This is a genomic window from Bacillus sp. YBWC18, assembly GCF_002998775.1.
Taxonomy (GTDB): domain Bacteria; phylum Bacillota; class Bacilli; order Bacillales; family Bacillaceae; genus Bacillus.
Map to the genome: position 1 here is coordinate 1 of NZ_PVRI01000001.1, position 15,872 is coordinate 15,872.

At 40.6% G+C, this 15,872-nt stretch carries 15 protein-coding genes, 17 tRNA genes and 2 rRNA genes; 28 read left to right on the plus strand and 6 right to left on the minus strand.

The genetic code is table 11. The annotated features are described in order from the left end of the window. From C6348_RS00005 to C6348_RS00095, 19 genes are all read left to right on the plus strand, one after another. Window positions 1-112: ribosomal RNA gene (locus tag C6348_RS00005) — 23S ribosomal RNA — on the plus strand; the annotation flags it as partial. A 109-nt stretch (window positions 113-221) separates the two neighbouring features. Beyond that, window positions 222-337: ribosomal RNA gene (gene rrf, locus C6348_RS00010) — 5S ribosomal RNA — on the plus strand. 9 nt (window positions 338-346) lie between these two features. After that, window positions 347-421, plus strand: a tRNA-Asn gene (locus C6348_RS00015). Between the two features lie 4 nt (window positions 422-425). Then, a tRNA-Ser gene (locus C6348_RS00020) sits at window positions 426-516 on the plus strand. A 17-nt stretch (window positions 517-533) separates the two neighbouring features. Beyond that, window positions 534-608, plus strand: a tRNA-Glu gene (locus C6348_RS00025). 31 nt (window positions 609-639) lie between these two features. Next, a tRNA-Val gene (locus tag C6348_RS00030) sits at window positions 640-715 on the plus strand. A gap of 15 nt (window positions 716-730) precedes the next feature. Next, window positions 731-807 (plus strand) — tRNA-Met (locus C6348_RS00035). 4 nt (window positions 808-811) lie between these two features. Next, window positions 812-888, plus strand: a tRNA-Asp gene (locus tag C6348_RS00040). Between the two features lie 18 nt (window positions 889-906). After that, a tRNA-Phe gene (locus C6348_RS00045) sits at window positions 907-982 on the plus strand. A gap of 6 nt (window positions 983-988) precedes the next feature. Beyond that, window positions 989-1,061: transfer RNA gene (locus C6348_RS00050), tRNA-Thr, on the plus strand. Window positions 1,062-1,076: 15 nt separating this feature from the next. After that, window positions 1,077-1,161: transfer RNA gene (locus tag C6348_RS00055), tRNA-Tyr, on the plus strand. A 13-nt stretch (window positions 1,162-1,174) separates the two neighbouring features. Then, a tRNA-Trp gene (locus tag C6348_RS00060) sits at window positions 1,175-1,248 on the plus strand. Between the two features lie 30 nt (window positions 1,249-1,278). Then, window positions 1,279-1,354, plus strand: a tRNA-His gene (locus tag C6348_RS00065). Window positions 1,355-1,363: 9 nt separating this feature from the next. Beyond that, window positions 1,364-1,435: transfer RNA gene (locus C6348_RS00070), tRNA-Gln, on the plus strand. 7 nt (window positions 1,436-1,442) lie between these two features. Beyond that, a tRNA-Gly gene (locus C6348_RS00075) sits at window positions 1,443-1,517 on the plus strand. A 5-nt stretch (window positions 1,518-1,522) separates the two neighbouring features. Then, window positions 1,523-1,593 (plus strand) — tRNA-Cys (locus tag C6348_RS00080). Between the two features lie 14 nt (window positions 1,594-1,607). Next, a tRNA-Leu gene (locus C6348_RS00085) sits at window positions 1,608-1,696 on the plus strand. A 38-nt stretch (window positions 1,697-1,734) separates the two neighbouring features. Beyond that, window positions 1,735-1,816: transfer RNA gene (locus C6348_RS00090), tRNA-Leu, on the plus strand. Window positions 1,817-2,329: 513 nt separating this feature from the next. Continuing rightward, window positions 2,330-3,034 carry a hypothetical protein gene (locus C6348_RS00095; RefSeq protein ID WP_106041364.1) on the plus strand — a complete coding sequence of 235 codons (705 nt, stop codon included), beginning with the start codon at window positions 2,330-2,332 and terminating at the stop codon, window positions 3,032-3,034. A gap of 34 nt (window positions 3,035-3,068) precedes the next feature. Here the strand turns inward: C6348_RS00095 and C6348_RS00100 are convergent, their stop codons facing one another. From C6348_RS00100 to C6348_RS00120, 5 genes are all read right to left on the minus strand, one after another. After that, window positions 3,069-3,614: a histidine phosphatase family protein gene (locus C6348_RS00100; protein WP_106041366.1), complete on the minus strand. Its 546-nt coding sequence runs from the start codon at window positions 3,612-3,614 to the stop codon at window positions 3,069-3,071. A gap of 68 nt (window positions 3,615-3,682) precedes the next feature. Continuing rightward, window positions 3,683-3,874: a hypothetical protein gene (locus C6348_RS00105; RefSeq protein WP_106041368.1), complete on the minus strand. Its 192-nt coding sequence runs from the start codon at window positions 3,872-3,874 to the stop codon at window positions 3,683-3,685. A 182-nt stretch (window positions 3,875-4,056) separates the two neighbouring features. Continuing rightward, a complete protein-coding gene (locus C6348_RS00110) occupies window positions 4,057-4,272 on the minus strand; it encodes a hypothetical protein (protein WP_106041370.1) in 216 nt (71 codons plus the stop codon). A gap of 90 nt (window positions 4,273-4,362) precedes the next feature. Beyond that, window positions 4,363-5,022 carry a DUF1963 domain-containing protein gene (locus tag C6348_RS00115; RefSeq protein WP_106041372.1) on the minus strand — a complete coding sequence of 220 codons (660 nt, stop codon included), beginning with the start codon at window positions 5,020-5,022 and terminating at the stop codon, window positions 4,363-4,365. A 22-nt stretch (window positions 5,023-5,044) separates the two neighbouring features. After that, entirely contained in the window at window positions 5,045-5,848 is an 804-nt protein-coding gene (locus tag C6348_RS00120) for a DUF2262 domain-containing protein (RefSeq protein WP_106041374.1), read from the minus strand. A gap of 524 nt (window positions 5,849-6,372) precedes the next feature. Between C6348_RS00120 and ltaS the strand changes: the two genes are divergently transcribed. Then, window positions 6,373-8,313 (plus strand): lipoteichoic acid synthase, encoded by a 1,941-nt coding sequence (gene ltaS, locus C6348_RS00125; RefSeq protein ID WP_106041376.1) that lies wholly within the window; start codon window positions 6,373-6,375, stop codon window positions 8,311-8,313. A 155-nt stretch (window positions 8,314-8,468) separates the two neighbouring features. After that, the gene (gene lepB, locus C6348_RS00130; protein ID WP_106041378.1) at window positions 8,469-9,035 is read left to right on the plus strand and encodes a signal peptidase I; all 567 of its coding nucleotides are present in this window, start codon (window positions 8,469-8,471) and stop codon (window positions 9,033-9,035) included. A 42-nt stretch (window positions 9,036-9,077) separates the two neighbouring features. Here the strand turns inward: lepB and C6348_RS00135 are convergent, their stop codons facing one another. Then, window positions 9,078-10,373 (minus strand): homocysteine synthase, encoded by a 1,296-nt coding sequence (locus C6348_RS00135; protein WP_106041380.1) that lies wholly within the window; start codon window positions 10,371-10,373, stop codon window positions 9,078-9,080. 856 nt (window positions 10,374-11,229) lie between these two features. On the opposite strand from C6348_RS00135, the gene C6348_RS00140 reads away from it, so the two are divergent. The 7 genes from C6348_RS00140 (at window position 11,230) to C6348_RS00170 (ending at window position 15,848) form a co-directional block, all read left to right on the plus strand. Continuing rightward, window positions 11,230-11,442, plus strand: a complete 213-nt coding sequence (locus C6348_RS00140; RefSeq protein WP_034663822.1) for a hypothetical protein — start codon at window positions 11,230-11,232, stop codon at window positions 11,440-11,442. 115 nt (window positions 11,443-11,557) lie between these two features. After that, complete coding sequence (locus C6348_RS00145) at window positions 11,558-12,304, plus strand: ABC transporter ATP-binding protein (RefSeq protein WP_034663820.1); 747 nt, start codon at window positions 11,558-11,560, stop codon at window positions 12,302-12,304. Continuing rightward, complete coding sequence (locus C6348_RS00150) at window positions 12,282-13,748, plus strand: hypothetical protein (RefSeq protein ID WP_060595834.1); 1,467 nt, start codon at window positions 12,282-12,284, stop codon at window positions 13,746-13,748. Before C6348_RS00145 ends, C6348_RS00150 begins: the two co-directional genes overlap by 23 nt. After that, complete coding sequence (locus C6348_RS00155) at window positions 13,732-14,637, plus strand: PqqD family protein (RefSeq protein ID WP_106041382.1); 906 nt, start codon at window positions 13,732-13,734, stop codon at window positions 14,635-14,637. Before C6348_RS00150 ends, C6348_RS00155 begins: the two co-directional genes overlap by 17 nt. Beyond that, the gene (locus C6348_RS00160) at window positions 14,634-14,915 is read left to right on the plus strand and encodes a hypothetical protein (RefSeq protein ID WP_060595836.1); all 282 of its coding nucleotides are present in this window, start codon (window positions 14,634-14,636) and stop codon (window positions 14,913-14,915) included. The genes C6348_RS00155 and C6348_RS00160 overlap by 4 nt, the downstream gene beginning before the upstream one ends. A gap of 75 nt (window positions 14,916-14,990) precedes the next feature. Next, window positions 14,991-15,647 (plus strand): hypothetical protein, encoded by a 657-nt coding sequence (locus tag C6348_RS00165; RefSeq protein WP_106036591.1) that lies wholly within the window; start codon window positions 14,991-14,993, stop codon window positions 15,645-15,647. 127 nt (window positions 15,648-15,774) lie between these two features. After that, a tRNA-Gly gene (locus C6348_RS00170) sits at window positions 15,775-15,848 on the plus strand. The last annotated feature ends 24 nt before the right edge of the window (window positions 15,849-15,872 follow it).

Here is a 15,872-nt window from a genome sequence, read left to right on the forward strand (position 1 = left end):
CCATTCCGCAAGGAAGTAAGATCCCTGAAAGATGATCAGGTTGATAGGTCTGAGGTGGAAGCGTGGTGACACGTGGAGCTGACAGATACTAATAGATCGAGGACTTAACCTATATTCTAATGTGAAGTTTGAACATTGTTATCTAGTTTTGAGAGAACATTTTTAAAATATCTCTTGATTTATTTTCAATACATAGTATAATATCTTTTGTCACTAAATTGTCTGGTGATGATGGCGAAGAGGTCACACCCGTTCCCATACCGAACACGGAAGTTAAGCTCTTCAGCGCCGATGGTAGTTGGGGGTCTCCCCCTGTGAGAGTAGGACATCGCCAGGCTTTCTTCATTCCGCAGTAGCTCAGTGGTAGAGCTATCGGCTGTTAACCGATCGGTCGTAGGTTCGAATCCTACCTGCGGAGCCAATTTGGAGAGCTGTCCGAGTGGCCGAAGGAGCACGATTGGAAATCGTGTAGGCGGTAACCCCGTCTCAAGGGTTCGAATCCCTTGCTCTCCGCCACAATTTACATAATAAAGGGCCCGTTGGTCAAGCGGTTAAGACACCGCCCTTTCACGGCGGTAACACGGGTTCGAATCCCGTACGGGTCACCATTTTATAGAATATACACCAGTATTTTTATTCGGAGGATTAGCTCAGCTGGGAGAGCATCTGCCTTACAAGCAGAGGGTCGGCGGTTCGAGCCCGTCATCCTCCACCATATCTTTTATATCGTCGCGGGGTGGAGCAGTTCGGTAGCTCGTCGGGCTCATAACCCGAAGGTCGCAGGTTCAAATCCTGCCCCCGCAACCAAAATGGTCCGGTAGTTCAGTTGGTTAGAATGCCTGCCTGTCACGCAGGAGGTCGCGGGTTCGAGTCCCGTCCGGACCGCCATTTTTAAAAAGAATACTTGGCTCGGTAGCTCAGTTGGTAGAGCAACGGACTGAAAATCCGTGTGTCGGCGGTTCGATTCCGTCCCGAGCCACCACTATTTGCCGGTGTAGCTCAATTGGTAGAGCAACTGACTTGTAATCAGTAGGTTGGGGGTTCAAGTCCTCTTGCCGGCACTGTTTTTCAAATGTGGAGGGGTAGCGAAGTGGCTAAACGCGGCGGACTGTAAATCCGCTCCCTCCGGGTTCGGCGGTTCGAATCCGCCCCCCTCCACCATTTTTGTTTTCATAGGGGCATAGTTTAAAGGTAGAACAGAGGTCTCCAAAACCTCCGGTGTGGGTTCGATTCCTACTGCCCCTGCCAATTTTCTTAATATGATTCATAACATCTATGGCGGTTGTGGCGAAGTGGTTAACGCACCAGATTGTGGCTCTGGCACTCGTGGGTTCGATTCCCATCAATCGCCCCATTTTATTATTGGGCTATAGCCAAGCGGTAAGGCAACGGACTTTGACTCCGTCATGCGTTGGTTCGAATCCAGCTAGCCCAGTTAATTTGCGGAAGTAGTTCAGTGGTAGAACACCACCTTGCCAAGGTGGGGGTCGCGGGTTCGAATCCCGTCTTCCGCTCCAATAATGGCGGCATAGCCAAGTGGTAAGGCAGAGGTCTGCAAAACCTTTATCCCCGGTTCAAATCCGGGTGTCGCCTTTTTTGAAAAGACTGCCGGGGTGGTGGAATTGGCAGACACACAGGACTTAAAATCCTGCGGTAGGTGACTACCGTGCCGGTTCAAGTCCGGCCCTCGGCACCATTGTTTTTTTATAATAAGTTGCGCTCTTTAATGATCATGCCGGTGTGGCGGAATTGGCAGACGCGCACGACTCAAAATCGTGTTCCTCACGGAGTGCCGGTTCGACCCCGGCCACCGGTATCTATTAAAAGTTTCATGATCGGTTTTTACCGTCAACCTAACGTTTCACCATTGTGGTGAAACGTTTTTTTGTGGTTAAAACGAGTTATTTAGATGAAAATATAAACTTATTAGAAAATTTTGCAACAGCAGTTAGGCGTTATACCACTCTTATCAAGCAGAGCGTGTAGCTGCCTCCCTTGAAATAAGAAGGACCAATAGAATATGCTAAATGCTGAAGGAAATGAATTCGCCTAGGATTATCTCGATTTTGAACATGGCTTGTGTTTAGATGACTACGGGGAGACATTCTCAGCAGCTGAAAGCGTGTATCATGTTGAAGATCGTTGGGAGAACTACGATAAAATCAAAGAAGTGATTCAAAAGCGTTATATAGATTGGGTGAATCAACGTTAAGGAATCTAGTTTTGTTTCAATAAATAAGAGCTTCTCATCTTTGTACTGTTTCATGTGGACGTTACAATTGGCTATAGGAGATAAATAGAATGAATTTAGAGGGGCGGAGTTGTTATCTTGCAAACGAAGACGATATTACAGACCATCATTGAAGACGAGGGATCACGAGATTATCCGCTTTTTAGACAGTACTGTGAGAGAAAAGAGCAGGGTCTGCGTAAAGATGCGCTTAAAGTTCTTCAGTCCTTTATTGCGGAGATGAAGGAGAACGAGGTTGAAGCAAAGCGTGTATTTGTTGCTTGGCTGTTTGAGTGGATTGAACGGTTTGAGGATGGTCATCATTTGCTTGTGTTTCCATTGGTAAATGAGGTGATTCAGCCTGTTTTGCAAGAGTGGGAGAATGTTGATCCAATGGATGTGAGATTGTATCGCTGGCAAGGCTTGTTTGTGCATCAGGGAGAAGGGCTGCCTTACTTATTGAAGGCACTAGAGCTTGGAGGCAGCAAGGAGCAGCGTGTGATAGTTCAAATTTGTGAAACCTATCTATCGGCCTTATGGTATTCGTTTCATCATATACATGAAGATCTTTATTTAAGCACCTATGAGAAAGATCAAGAGCGAATTCAGGGCATTGAAGATGTCATGATACTGATTGAAGATAAGAGGATTCGTACCAATGTTGAAAAACATTCGGTCTACTATAACCAGCTTTTATCGGATTGGAAGGAATTTCAGCAGACGGAGACAAGAGGCTTTATGAAATGGTGTGCGGAGCGTAAGAAGCCCTATGAGTGGGTAGAGGCATTTTATTATCATCAATAGATGAGGAAACGGCAGAATTCATTCTGCCGTTTTTTTACTTATGCCATATTCGCTCTATTTCTACATGATCTGGTCTAAAATATTGCAGAACATAGACATCTGGATTGCTTAGCTGATCCCACTCCTTGAATCCAATCGTGGGATCGGCGTGTTTTAGAAGCAGGCTCATAATATTGCCATGTGTGGCGAATAAGGTATGATCTTTTCCTAATTTTATTTGTTCATAGAGTGCCTCTACAATACGATTCATCGCTTCTTGGCTCGATTCTCCGCCTTCACAGGTCATATGTAAGTCCGAAAAACTGAGCTTTAGTTTCTCATACCAATCGTCCATTGGTTTGCTGCTTAACACACGTTCAGAAAGACGCTGATCAATTTGTACCTCGAGCTGTTTCACATGAGCAAGGGGCTCAGTGGTTTGGATCGCTCGTTTATAAGGACTTGAGATGATCTGATTGAGGTGGATATCGGAAAAGAACTGTGCTAATGCGTGAGATTGTGCGATGCCTTGTGGCGTTAAAGACGCATCCTCGGATTGTCCATTTGCTTGGCAATGTCTGACGATATAATATGTTTTCATGGGCCACACCTTTCATTGAGTATAAAAAAATCATCCAGGATTGGATGAGGATTCATGAAGGTCTAGGTTCATTTGTTCGAATCTGTTTCTTTATAGGGATCTGTTAGCTTCGAGGTTAGGTCTAAGTTGAACAAAAAATCGTCTACGGTGTCTGTGCCAAAGGGAAGTGTGGAGAAGTTGATTGGGATGCTGTCTTCTTGCTTTTCTGAAGTGACCTGCTGTTTAGGCTGCTTTTTTCTCCAGTACTTAAACAAGCGCATGTAAAGCCCCCTTTTCTATGAAAAAGATGGATTTATACATAATATACGGGGAGAGTTGTCCAGGCGTCAAATGTTTTCTTAGAGAACGATGAAAAGAGCCACAGGAAAGTGCGGCTCTTTTTGTACATTTACATAGCACGACGTAATGCTTTCAGCACTTTACGTTCGCATTTTAAGTTGTATCACTTGTGATGGAGTTTATCCGTGTTACATCTGCCAATGACTTGTCTGACATCTGGATGATAAATGATGAGATGCCTGTAAGCTGGATCATTTAATAACGTGTGAAACCAGCTGAATTTTTTGAGATGGGCTGCGTTTCTAGAGATATCTTCTTCATCTACCTGTAGAAAAGGGATATACACAGCAAGTGAAAAGATTTCGAAAATGAATCCCATGTTGGTTTCCTCCTTCCATATTTTTTCCTACGCTTAGAAGGAGGCAAGGTTTCATTCAATAAAACTTTAAAAACAATCTCAGTGCATAAATCATTCTTTTGTGTCTTTGTCGTAATAGAAATACATCGTGCCGTTATCACCAATCATGAACCGAGGTTTTTCTTCTGAGGCGATTTGCAGCATGAATTCGCCTGGTTGATGATGGGGTGGGGATTGAATATATGCGCCATATCCATCGATTTTTGTGAATGAATAATTTGTGTATTGCTTAAAGAAGTGTTCTGTCGCTTCCTCACTTTCATTTACTTCTGATAAATCAACATATGACCACGCTTTTTCCCAGCAAGGGTAGTCCTTTTGCTCACTTTCATTCCATTGAATTTGAAAGGGTTTGAGCCCCCGAACTTCTTCAGGAGTCTCAACTACTTCTAATCCTTCCATAGTTGCGTATTCAATGAGCTTCCAGCCTTCGCCGTTTTTGGTGATATCAATCGGAAGTGCTTTCTGATTAAGAAAGATTTGAATCATCTTACATTCATTGCACCCGTTCATTCCTCCTGGCACTTCAGGTAAATAAATTTGTAAGATTGGAATCATGACACCATCTTGATCTGCTGGCCAGCCATGATCGGGGTGGATGAAGAAATGACCGGCAAACCAGCTGTATGCTGCTGGATCAGGACGAAAACCGCCAATCTTAGCCACGACGGGTGTTTTTCCTAGTTGTTCTAATTCGTGAAAAGCCTTTATCCCATTACTTATCCCTCAATCTTTAGCCTGCAATGTGGGCATCTTGAAACGTGCCATTGATGTTGCCTGTGACAATGATGACATGTCCCCAAAACAAATCACCGTCATGACAGTAGACTTCAAACTCTCCATCTGGGTAAGCATGCAGGCTTTCGAGTGAGATGCGGCTCATAAATTGATCCAGTGTGAGCTCTTCTTGTTTTTCAGCGGAGTCATCTTGTGCCTGCCAGTTTTTAGCTAGTTCAATCAGTTGATTTGCTGCAAATGATTTAATGGAAGAGTTCCATGTGGTCTGCTCTTCCATGAGTTGCCTAGCGGTTCGAAGAGAGTCGTTTACTTTTTCATCTTCTTCGAGGTTGAAGTAGATCAGGCACTCTTGATTGCTCCATTGGATCGTTGTTTCAAATAAGTCTAGTCCTTTCACTAATTCAAAGGTGCCCAGCATGTCATCATGGTAAAAGACAGGTTTTTGAGCTTCTTCTAGTATCTCTTGAAGCTCTTGATCCTGTGTATCTGTATCGATGAGTGATACAAGCATGAACTCACCTTCACCTTTTCGGACCTGAAGTGTCACGATTGATTCTTTATGTAATTGTGCCTGCTTTTCCCGCAAGCCCTCTTCATCTGTTAACCAGCAGAGTCTTATGTTTTCGGTTGTGATGAGGTCTTTTTCCTTCCTTGCAATCAGTGGAATAGAAGCGGTCCAAAGAGATTCCTGTCCGGTTTTTCCTGCGCCTACTCCTGAAGGTCCTGTGACAGCAATGATGTGATCTATTTCTTCTGAAAATCTTTCTTTAAATGCGCTTATTTGTTTGTTATTCTTCATGTGATGTCCTCCAGCCTGCTTTTTGAAAATCTATATCTTTATCACACCGCACATCAGAAGGAGAAATCAAGCTTTTTTTGCTTAAAACTTTTTTAGATTGACAGAGGGAGAGAAAATACATGGATTGCTGGAGGGTGAGTCACAATAAAAAACAAATGGATTATGTATCGAATTTTGTATAAATTTAGGTGAAAGAGTCGAAAGGCCTAGGTGATTCTTCCTTTTCTTTATAATTACTTTGACACGAATAGATGAAAAAAGTAAAGTAGTACTGAGTGATTTACAAACCCTTCTTCATCCACTAAAACATGAAGTATGTGTAAATGGATATTTTTCCTTTTATTTACTCGTATTTTTTTTTGAAACCTTTGAAGCTTCTCATACGTTATATTAAAGGAGCACATATATCCGGCGGAAACAGAGCATCGGAATGCTTGGTGAAGAAGATTTACAGTTGCAAAATCAATGTAAATTTTTTATGATTTCATTTAAATCAGAACGATAACTAAGAAAGAAGAGGTTTTATGAAAAAAATATTTGCGAACAAATATAGCTTTTTTGTATTGGCTGTCCTTTTATTCTGGGCGAAATCGTACGCTGCCTACAAAATGGACTTTAATTTAGGAGTGAAAGGTTCTTTTCAAGAGGGGCTTCTCTTATTAAATCCATTTAGTTCAGCCATTGTGTTTTTGGGACTGGCTCTCTTTTTGAAGGGTCGTAAATCTGCCATTGTTTTAATTGTTATTGATTTTATTATGACCGCACTTTTATATGCGAATGTAGCGTACTACCGTTTCTTTGATGACTTTTTGACTTTCTCCACAATGAAGCAAGCAGGCAATCTTGGAGGAGGCATGACTGGCGGTGTATTATCTAGTATTAAGCCGCATGACCTTTTGTATTTCCTTGATATCATTATCTTGATTGCGATTGTGATTTGGAGACCAGAAGTGAAGAAATTCCAAATGAAAAAGACATTTGCACTGCTGATTGTGGCTGCAGGTGTAGGACTGTTTTTTGTAAACCTTCATTTAGCTGAAAAGGACCGTCCAGAATTATTAACAAGAACATTTGATCACAAGTATGTTGTCAAATACTTAGGTGTTTATAATTATACGATTTATGACGGAGTACAATCAGCACAAAATGCAACACAGGTAGCAAATGCGAGCAGTGAAGATTTAACGGATGTTGTAAACTATACGGCTTCTCACTATGCGAAGCCAAACGCAGAGTATTTTGGTAAAGCAAAAGGGAAAAACATCATTAAAATCCATTTAGAAAGCTTCCAGTCTTTCTTAATTGACTACAAACTAAATGGAGAAGAAGTGACGCCGTTTTTAAACAAACTAGCTCATGGTAAAGAGGATTTTACGTATTTCGACAACTTCTTCCATCAGACAGGTCAAGGAAAGACAGCTGATGCTGAGCTAATGATGGATAATAGTATGTTCGGCTTGCCAGAGGGAGCAGCGTTTGTGACAAAAGGTGAAAATACTTACCAATCACTCCCTGCCATCCTAGATCAAAAAGCAGGCTATACGAGCGCAGTGCTTCACGGGGACTATAAATCTTTCTGGAACCGTGACACGATTTATAAGCATATGGGATATGATCAATTCTTTGATGCTTCATATTACAACATGGATGAAGAAAATCTTGTGAATATGGGTCTGAAGGATAAACCATTCTTCAAAGAATCAATCCCGATGCTAGAATCAATGAAAAAGCCATTTTATGCACATTTAATGACACTGACTAATCACTATCCATTTAATTTAGATGAAAAAGATGCGACGATTGCTAAGGCAACAACTGGTGACAAAACAGTAGATAACTACTTCCAAACAGCAAGATATCTAGATGAGTCATTAGAGCAATTCTTTAAAGACTTGAAAAAATCAGGTATGTATAAAGACTCTGTTATTTTATTATATGGTGATCACAACGGTATTTCTGAAAACCATAACCGTGCAATGAGTGAAATTCAAGGGAAAGAAATTACACCTTATCAAAATGCACAAAACCAGCGTGTACCACTCATGATTCGTATTCCTGGCAAACAAGGCGGCGTGAACCATACGTATGGTGGTGAAGTAGACGTGATGCCTACGCTTCTTCACTTACAAGGTATTGATTCAAATGAGTATGTGAATTTTGGAACAGATTTATTCTCTAAGAAGCATGATCAAACTGTTGCATTCCGTAACGGAAACTATGTGACACCAAAATATACACTTGTAGATAACACTGTCTATGACACAAAAACAGGTAAAGTTGTGAAACAAAATAAAAAGACAGAGGCGATTAAAGCCCGTGTCGATAATCAGTTAAGCCTTTCAGATAAAGTGCTTTACAGGGATCTTCTTCGATTCCATAAGCTGTCTGATTTTAAACCAGTGAATCCATCTGATTATTTCTATGGTAAATCAAAAGAAAAAGAAGCGGATTCTTCTGCTAAGTAATTGAGTTTTGGGCAAGCACAGAAGGGTGCTTGCCTTTTTCTCTCTCATCGCTTGATTTGTTGGCAAAATATGTTTATATTTAGGAAGATACAAGCGTGATGCTGGCGTGCAGCTGGCGGAACTCATTTCGTCCTAGGGGATTTCAGGAGGAGCTTATGACAACAAATACAAAAACACAAAAAAAGAAATCAGAATTATGGGGCTGGATCAAAGCCATCTTAATCGCATTCATTGCTGTTTTTATCATTCGTAACTTTTTATTCGCACCGTATATTGTAAAAGGAACCTCTATGGATCCAACACTGCATAATACAGAGCGGGTTTTTGTGAATAAAACGGTTGATTACTTCGGCGATTACAAACGGGGACAGATCATTGTTCTTGATGGGGAAGATCGCAGCACTCATTATGTAAAACGATTAATTGGTTTACCCGGTGATAAAATTGAAATGAAAAATGACCAGCTATATGTCAATGGACAAAAAGTGGCGGAGCCTTACTTAGCGTCAAACAAAAAGAAAGCAGCCGCAGATGGGACCTTGCTGACACCTGATTTTGGTCCTCTTACCGTTCCAAAAGGAAAGTATTTTGTCATGGGTGACAATCGTCAAAACTCAATGGACAGCCGCAATGGCTTAGGTCTTTTTACAAAGAGTGATATTCAAGGAACGACTTCATTTGTGTTTTATCCTTTCCAAGACATTCGACTACTCAATGATTAATGACTCATAAAAAAAAGCACACAGAGGTGTGCTTTTTCTATTTCATTCAGCATGGCTTTTTGTGATCGCCTGTTCAAGATCTGCAAGGATGTCTTCAATCGCTTCTGTTCCAACAGATAAACGAATGAGTTCTGGTGTGACGCCTGTCGCTTTTTGTTCTGCTTCACTTAATTGTTGATGTGTTGTGCTGGCAGGATGAATGATCAGTGATTTAGAATCGCCCACATTTGCGAGGTGTGAGAAAAGCTTAACGGAATCAATGAGCTTTTTACCAGCAGCTCGCCCACCTTTAATACCGAATGTGAGAATGGCACCTTGTCCTTTTGGCAAATAGGTTTGAGCAAGCTCATAAGATTCATGGCTTTCAAGACCTGGGTAGCTTACCCAATCTACAAGAGGGTGATCTTGTAAAAATTGCGCTGTTTTTAATGCATTTTCACTATGACGCTCGAGACGCAGATGCAAAGTTTCTAGGCCTTGCAGAAGTAAAAATGAGTTAAATGGAGACAGGGCAGCCCCTAAATCCCGCAAGAGCTGTACACGTGCTTTTGTGATATAAGCGGCTTCTCCAATTGCTTCGGTATACGTCAGGCCGTGGTAACTTGGATCTGGTTCAGTCAGCCCTTTGAACTTATCACTGTCAGCCCAAGGAAACTGGCCGCTATCGACAATGACACCGCCAATTGATGTACCATGACCGCCAATGAATTTCGTAGCGGAATGGACGACAATGTCTGCACCAAACTCGATCGGTCTTAATAAATAGGGGCTTGCGAGCGTATTGTCCACAATAAGCGGAATATGGTGCTTGTGTGCAATGGCTGAGACGGCTTCAATGTGTAGAATGTCGCCTTTAGGATTCCCAATGCTTTCTGCATACACTGCCTTCGTTTTGTCTGTAATCGCTGCTTCGAGTTCTTCCAAGTTGGATGAATCAACAAATTTCACTGTAATGCCGAGCTTTTTGAGTGTATGGGCAAATAAATTGTACGTGCCTCCATAAAGGCTGCTGGAGGATACAATTTCGTCACCAGCTCCTGCAATGTTTAAAATAGAATAAGTTGTCGCTGCTTGTCCAGAAGAGACAGCAAGTGCACCAATGCCGCCCTCAAGCTCAGCGATCCGTTTTTCAAAGACGTCATTTGTAGGGTTCATAATGCGAGAATAAATATTTCCGGGTTCCTGCAGTCCAAATAAATTCGCCGCATGCTCACTATCTCTAAAACCGAAAGAGCTTGTTTGGTAAATAGGCACGGCTCTTGAACAGGTTGCTGAATCAAGCTCCTGACCTGCGTGAATGGCTTTTGTTTCTAAACGGAATGGACGTTCTTCTGGCATGTGTGTATCCTCCTTTTGTTAGATAAAACCAACTACTTTGATAAGAAATATTTAATAAGACTATAAATCTTGTTTCATGCCTGGTCAATCATTTTTTAGATAAATCTGAAAAAATAATCAATAAAGTTGATGGACTTTTTTATTTCAATTGGAAGGGTGTATATGTTGGTGAAAAGAGAGATTGTTTCATTAGAGTGCGGATCAGTTTTTTTAGAAAGCAGCAAATCATTCAAGTGTTGTTTGAAAAGATCATGCTCGCCATCGTTTTAGATGAATTCTATAAGCGATTAATCTAATTTGAAGCACAAAGAATGCCAGCTGGTGGAATCATGGGGAACGCCTATGCTGTAGGTTGCTTTTTCATAGAAAGGAGCGTGTCATATGTTGGATGTTACTCAAGAAGGCAAGGGCTTTTTTCCCAATGATCTCTCTTGTATATACATATTTTAAGTGACAAGAGAAGAAGGAAAATATGCTCACTTTTTTGTCGGAATTATCAGTAAATATTTCATAAATGGAGTTATAACGACATATAATCGGGACTTTTATATCTGATATATCGGGGGAATTCTTTCTATCTCACAAAAAAGAAAGAATATATAAAGGAGATGATAAAAATGGCCTATTTCAAAAAAAGAAGAAAAAAGATGGTTTAATTGCCATTATCTGGGTTTTGTGGTTCTTATGGAGTGAAAAAACCTAGTTAATAAGAGAGGGGTTATACACTTAAAAGTGAATAATTGAATAAAAAGTCACATTTTACCCAAAAGTATGTTCGGTCAAAAATGGGATCTTCTGTTGATGTTTGGAGAGTGACGCCTATGATACGATCATCATAAGCTGGGAGGTGAAAAGTATGACTTATGCAGCGCCGCAAGTTGACTATTCCACTATGGAACCTGCTATTATGGACCAAGCTTGGTTCTTAGTATTTGTTGCTGTCCTTCTTGGATTGGGAGCAACAGTTGTTCTAGGAGCAGCAGTTTGGTGTTTAGCAAACGGCAAGGGTAGCTTTACAGGAGCCGTTCAGTGGGAAAGTGGCTTAAAAGTCAAAATTGAATGTAAGTAGCTATACTTAGGATTCATCTTTTTACTTCTATGAAATGACACCAGGGCTAAACCGTCTGTGGCGGGCGGTTTAGCCTGATCTGTTTTTAAAGAATATGCAGACACTTGGAGGTTATATGTTTACGATCGAGAATTTAACTAAGACGTATAAAAATAACGTGACTGCTGTCAATGATTTTCATCTACAGATCGACCCTCATCAAATCGTTGCTGTTGCTGGACCGAATGGTTCCGGTAAAACAACGATGATTAACTGTATACTCGGCATCATTAAGCATACAGAAGGAACGATTCTCTTGCAGGACGTCACAAATGACGAACCATCCTTTAAAAAACAAGTAGCCTATGTTCCAGATGATCTGCTACTCCCTGAAGCATTGACTGGTGCTGAATATTTAGATTTTGTTTCTTCTATGTATGAATGTAAAACAATTCATAGAAGAAATCAACTAATTGAACTGTTTGATATGGACTCGGCTTTATCAAGACCGATCGAAACCTATTCACATGGTATGAAAAAAAAGACACAGCTAATTGCCGCCTTTATGCTTGATAGTCAATTGGTGATCATGGATGAGCCCTTTAGAGGACTTGATATTGAAGCGGTTATAAACACAAAGAAACTGATGAAGCGTTATGCCGAGCACCATGGTGCGATCTTGCTTTCAACGCATGATATGCTTTCAGCGGAAGAGCTGTGCCACAAAATCGCCATTATTTCTAAGGGAAATAAAATGGATGAAGGAACGGTCTCAGCCTTAAAGGAGAAGTATCAATCAAGCACATTGGAACAGGTGTTTCTGAAAGCTTCAATGTTAAGTGATAGGGGTGCACATTTTGATGAAATCATTAATCATTTCTAGAATGATGCTTAAAATGTGGCAGCAGGAGATGTATAAGCTCTTTGATACTCAGACGAAGCGGATCATTGTGATCTTATTCTTTTTGTTTGCCGTCACAATGGGCGCCATCATCGGATACAGTTTTACGGGTGTCTTTATGAAGGCTTTCTTAAATGGAGATGAACGTTCACTTGGATTACTCGTTGTGTCAATGGCGATCAATGCATCCATATTTACAAGCTTGTTATTCATTTTGATCAAGGTCAGAACGCCTGAGCAAGACCGTTTTTCTATGCAGCTCAGCTGGTTCCCGCTTTCTACCTTTCAGAAAAGCCTTGGATACTTTATTCCGATGGTGACAGTGGTGGCAGGACTTGTGTTATTTTTTATCGGTATCCTGCTTTTACCTAACTTTATTGCTCAGGGAATAGGTATTTTCTTTATATTTACGTTCTTTTTAATGGTGATTTTGCAATCGCTTTTTGTCTTAATGCTTCTGCAACTCATTTATAATATTACCTATTTGGTCGTTCTGAAATTAAAATTACCGTTGCAAAAATTTGCAGCGATCTTTGTTTTATTAGCACTGGTTGTGGCGTATGGAATGACGCATTTTGATATCAGTCAAATTCAGCAATCATATATACAGTTTGATTATCATTTGATGTATTTTACAGCACCGTTTTTCTTAGCGGCTCAAGGAATGTCTCCTGAAGGGGTAAATTATGCAATCTTGATCCTGTTCATCCTTTTATCGGCGGGCGGCGCATTTCTTTCTCTTGCGATGATGCCAATTATGGCAGAGAAAAAAGCGTTAACCTTTTTAAACAAACTGCCGTTCTCTTCTTCAAAAAAATGGTCACTTATTGTAAAGGAAATGAAATCACAGGTGCGAAATGAAGAAAACATTTTAAACTTTCTCATTCTCCTCATTGTGATCTTATTCGTCCGTTATCAGTTTGGATTCCGCTTTGAAGAAGAAGCGTTTTTTGTTCTCTGCGCTCTTGCTGGATTAACCGCCTTCAATTCATTTGGCAATGATAAACGAATGCTGGGGATGTACAAAACATTTGGCCTAAGATCGTGGGAAGTGGCTCTGTATAAGTTTATCGGGCTTTTGCTTGTTGGTATACTGCAAATTGCGTTATTCATGCTGACAACGCTGACGCTTCCTGATCAGATTTGGAACGTATTGATTGGGGCTGCTGTTTTATGCAATGCCACTGCGCTTTTTTATGTGGTAGGTATTTTACTTCCGCTTGACCGAAACAATCCCTACACAGGTATTTTTTCATTTGGAGCACTTATTTTACTCATGATTCCGATTGTTTTTATTGGAAACTATGTCATAGGGGAGTCGAGTCAAACACTTCAGTGGCTGCTTGTAGCTGCATTTGAAGGTCTGCTCATCTTTGCCATATACAAAGGTTTTTCATGGAGGTATTCACATGATTCAACTTCTTAACAATAAGCTAAAGATTGAGCGGGTACCGGCACTCGCGCCGTATGTGACCTTACAAAAGAGGCATCTCACTGATACGCAGTATGGAAGCACACTCCCGATTAATGAAAGTGCCTATCATATGTTAACGAAAGTAGATGGCAAAAGGACAGAAGCGAGTATTACCGCAGAGCTCGCCGATTTGTTTCAGGTCGATGAGTCTGTGATTTCTCGTGACTTTTATCAACTGATAATGGGGTTAAATCAGCATCACTTGCTGTCTATTCATTATCAATCACCATATCGGATTGTGACAGCCTGTTGTCAATTTTTCAAACAGTATCAAGTGAAAATGAAGGAACGATTTGATTGCACTGGTCACTCGTTCCTGCACATTTTGGGGACGGCTTTGCTCATGGTGACGCGTAAAATCATCTTTTTCTGGATGCTTTTTATGGTCATGGCAGGGATCGCTTTTTTATTCATTCCTGACCAGTCGATTGCAGCCATTGCGATTTATTTTACTATTATTTATTTTGGATTAATTACCGGGACCGCCTTACATGAGGCAGCACACGGCTATGTGCATCGGAAATTTGCGGGACGGGATGGTCCTCAAGGCTTTTTTGCGAGTGATATGATGTCTGTGAAATTTGTGAGACCTGTATTAGATCCGTTTCAGAAAAAGCAAGTATGGATTACTCTGCTTGGGCCGCTTGTCCCGGGTGTGATCGGGGCAGCAGGGATCATTGTGACCGTATTATTTCTGAAAGAAAATCCAATTTCGACAGGTTTCTTTATTTTTTCAATCACGTATTTTATTCAATTACTCTATCTTCTTCCATTTATGGGGGATGGTAAATCCATTATGAAGCAGCTATTGCTTGGGGGAATGGGAGGACAACGATCATGAACGTACAGGCGATGAAACAAGGCGCTATTGTTGGTGGCTTTCTAGGATTTTTAGGCTTTCCGATGCTGACAATTGGTGTATTGTTCTATCATTTATTTCAATCAAAAACGAATGATGCCTTATTATTTAACAGTCTCGCTTTTGAGATGGAAGGTTCATCCGCATTTACTTTTCAGATCAAGCCAAACTTTTTTATTTATATGATTGTGATTTTTGCCGCGAGTTTTCTCATTGTGGCTTTCTTATCAGCAATGAAGCAGAAAAAAGCAAAAGATTAGGAGAATCCTCCTAATCTTTTTTTGTATAATCAACCAAATTTTAGTATAATAGAAAAAACATCAAAGGGGATCTCAATGTTAAAAAAATGGAGTGTTCTTATATTCACTGTTTTTCTATTAGCAGGATGCGGCGAGAAGGCCGAAGAAACCACGACAACCGAGAAGACGGTATCTACAATAAACACGGAGTCTGCTACTAAGAAGCAAGTAACCATCGAACAAATGAAACTGACAAAAAAAGAAAAAAACTTACTAGAAGCATCAACCCCTAATGAAATGGTGGCTTTGACACTAAAAGGATTAACGAAGAAGGATAAGAGTATTACATTTATCGGGAGTCATTACAAAAATGGTCGATTAGCTAATCAGGAAGCATCATCTGCCACCTTTACTTTACATCAGAATGGAACCGACCAAACGATGAATGTGCTCTTGCAATTAAAGCATGAGAAAGATACATATGAATCACAATTTAGTATTTGGTCAGACAAAAAGAATGAGGGAATGACGAAAGCGACATCAAGCTTCCCGTTCAAAGTAAGTGACTATGTTTTTTCTGCACAATCTGAAACTGTCAAAGTCTCTTCTGGAGGAAAGGCATTGATTGCATATACAGCAGCAATGGGGAAAGACGGGAATTCACCTATGCTTGAAGTGATTGAGAAGAATCCAAAGCAAGCGCTGAAGAATAAGTCACAAGCATACTTATTTTATATCCAGCTAGATAAATAACTATCGTAATATATACGGAGAATATGAAGTTTTTTGACGAAAAATCTTCATATTCTCTTGACGAATTGTTAAGAAAGTTGTAACATAATAAAAGTCAACGCGATGACGTTGCTTTTTAAAAATTGATGCGGGTGTAGTTTAGTGGTAAAACCTCAGCCTTCCAAGCTGATGTCGTGAGTTCGATTCTCATCACCCGCTCCAATACATAATTTTGTTTATAACGCA

Coding starts and splice junctions, on each gene's coding strand:
- ltaS (WP_106041376.1), top strand. CDS start 6,373: ATGAAAAAAATATTTGCGAACAAATATAGCTTTTTTGTATTGGCTGTC.
- C6348_RS00110 (WP_106041370.1), bottom strand. CDS start 4,272: ATGGGATTCATTTTCGAAATCTTTTCACTTGCTGTGTATATCCCTTTT.
- C6348_RS00160 (WP_060595836.1), top strand. CDS start 14,634: ATGAACGTACAGGCGATGAAACAAGGCGCTATTGTTGGTGGCTTTCTA.
- C6348_RS00165 (WP_106036591.1), top strand. CDS start 14,991: ATGTTAAAAAAATGGAGTGTTCTTATATTCACTGTTTTTCTATTAGCA.
- lepB (WP_106041378.1), top strand. CDS start 8,469: ATGACAACAAATACAAAAACACAAAAAAAGAAATCAGAATTATGGGGC.
- C6348_RS00135 (WP_106041380.1), bottom strand. CDS start 10,373: ATGCCAGAAGAACGTCCATTCCGTTTAGAAACAAAAGCCATTCACGCA.
- C6348_RS00105 (WP_106041368.1), bottom strand. CDS start 3,874: ATGCGCTTGTTTAAGTACTGGAGAAAAAAGCAGCCTAAACAGCAGGTC.
- C6348_RS00150 (WP_060595834.1), top strand. CDS start 12,282: ATGAAATCATTAATCATTTCTAGAATGATGCTTAAAATGTGGCAGCAG.
- C6348_RS00120 (WP_106041374.1), bottom strand. CDS start 5,848: ATGAAGAATAACAAACAAATAAGCGCATTTAAAGAAAGATTTTCAGAA.
- C6348_RS00140 (WP_034663822.1), top strand. CDS start 11,230: ATGACTTATGCAGCGCCGCAAGTTGACTATTCCACTATGGAACCTGCT.
- C6348_RS00145 (WP_034663820.1), top strand. CDS start 11,558: ATGTTTACGATCGAGAATTTAACTAAGACGTATAAAAATAACGTGACT.
- C6348_RS00100 (WP_106041366.1), bottom strand. CDS start 3,614: ATGAAAACATATTATATCGTCAGACATTGCCAAGCAAATGGACAATCC.
- C6348_RS00155 (WP_106041382.1), top strand. CDS start 13,732: ATGATTCAACTTCTTAACAATAAGCTAAAGATTGAGCGGGTACCGGCA.